At 64.7% G+C, this 1,857-nt stretch carries 2 protein-coding genes; both read right to left on the reverse strand.

Going from position 1 to position 1,857, the window contains the following annotated elements; all coding sequences use genetic code 11:
* Window positions 1-483: LysR family transcriptional regulator (locus AC1DYI_RS34285; RefSeq protein WP_477208569.1), on the reverse strand; the 483-nt coding region annotated here is incomplete at its 3' end.
* Between the two features lie 76 nt (window positions 484-559).
* On the reverse strand, window positions 560-1,642 hold the full coding sequence (locus AC1DYI_RS34290; RefSeq protein ID WP_477208570.1) for a hypothetical protein: 1,083 nt from the start codon (window positions 1,640-1,642) through the stop codon (window positions 560-562).
* Between the last annotated feature and the right edge of the window lie 215 nt (window positions 1,643-1,857).

Below are 1,857 nucleotides of genomic sequence, written 5' to 3' on the forward strand. Positions count from 1 at the left end.
TGATTGAAGCATGTCGTCGCCGGCTGCCGGCCAGCCATGCACCACCCCAAGGTCCACCTCGCCATCGAGGACGGCCTTGGCCGTCGCCGCCGAATGCCGCTCGAGGAGTGCCACGCGCAGCCCAGGATGGCTGGCGGCATGGGCTGCGATCACGGGCACCAGCAAGCCCAGGCACAGCGCCTGCGGCGCCGCCACCTGCAGCGTTACCGGCTCGGTATCCGAGGCCTCGTCGCGCGTCGCGCGCAAAGCGTCGTCCGCCATCGTCATCAACTCGCGCGCACGCTCGGCCAGGCGTTGCCCGGCCGGCGTCAGCGTCAAGCGGTTGCTGCTGCGCACGAACAGCGCCTGCCCGACGCTGTGCTCGAGCGCCTGGATCTGCTCGGTCACGCTCGGCTGGCTCAGGTGCACCCGCTGCGCCGCCTGCGTGAAGCTCAAGGTCTCGGCGGCGGCCAGAAAGGTGCGGAGGTGGCGAAGCTGCAGCATGCGGCGAGTCTATCGACGCTCGCGCCTGAAGCATCCACGGCCACCGCATGACCAGGCCACCTAGTCGCGCGTCGGCTCAGTCCGATGCTGGAATCGGCCGGAGCAGGTAGAGGCGGCCGTCGCTGGCGTCGACCAGGATGTTGCCCTTGTTGTTGATCGCCTTGGCTACCGTCAGCTGCACACCATCGGGAACGCCTTCGGTGGTTAGCACGTTGAGGTCACGGAACTTGCCGACGGCCGGGTAGTAGACGATGGCGCGCGGAAGAGGTTCGTCTGGGTTGATCGGCATCGAGGCCGCGCCCACGATGACACCGTTGAGGTTGATCGCCCTCGCACTGCTCCCGCGATAGCCCTTCAAGAGCCCGAGGTTGGTGAATTCGCTTCCGTCGGCATAAACCCGAAAAGCGCGCGGCCTGAACGCCGCGGTCTCGGTCTCGCCGACCACCCAGTTGGCATCGTTGATCGCCCAGGCTTCGCTGTAGTCACCGCCCAGCGGTGTACCGAAATCCACCGGTGCGCCGCCGAGCGCCGACACAGCGAAGGCATGCCGACTTGCGTTCGGCGTCGGCTCGGACGAGCCGACCACCAAGCCCGTCATGCCGATGGCCCTGACGACACTCCAGTGACCACCCAGCCCCGGCAACTCGCGCATGTTTGCGCCGCCACGGTCGGTCACGAAAATTCGAGCACCAAGATTCTCGTTGAATGACTGGCCCGCAATCATGCCGGACCGGTTGATCGCCATGCCGCTAGACGATTTGTCCCCGGGCAGCATGCTGAGCACCTTCAGGCTGCCAGCCAGGTCTCCTATGAAGGCGACGCCGCTGTCGGGAAAGGAATCGAGCTTGGTGCCTCCCACCACCTGGCCCCGATCGTTCAAGCCCGCGACCCAGCAGCCAAAGTCGTCCCTGCGACAGACCAGAAACGGTGCAAATTCAGGGATGGTGTAGCCGATCGAGTGCACCTTTCCACCGTCTATATCGGACGCGTCGGCGATGATTTCGTCTTTCGCGTTCAGGGCCACACCCACGGCATGGTCCTGGCCGGGCCAAGCCTGCAACTGAAGCGCACGGTAGTGCGCGGCCATCGCGGTTGACGCGCAGGCCAGACCTGCAATCAGCACCACGCCTGCGGTCAAGCGGCTGAGATGTCGAGACATTTGCTTCCTTCGATAGAAAAGGTTGCCAAGGATTGACATGGCAAGCCATGCCGAGTTTGGAGTGCACGTGATTGGTTATGTTGCCGGCCACAGCGCCGTGCGATTGAAGCACCACCTTCGGCCATTTCGACCCTCCGTTCGTGGGGGATATCGGCCCGCCAGCGCGCCGGATTTCACCAAATGTCCGGATTAGGGATGCGCATCCCGTTCTTACC

The organism is Ideonella sp. P3_A4, from assembly GCF_056403075.1.

What these genes read in the sequence shown, in the direction of transcription:
- AC1DYI_RS34290 (WP_477208570.1), bottom strand. Translation starts at nt 1,642, where the DNA reads ATGTCTCGACATCTCAGCCGCTTGACCGCAGGCGTGGTGCTGATTGCA.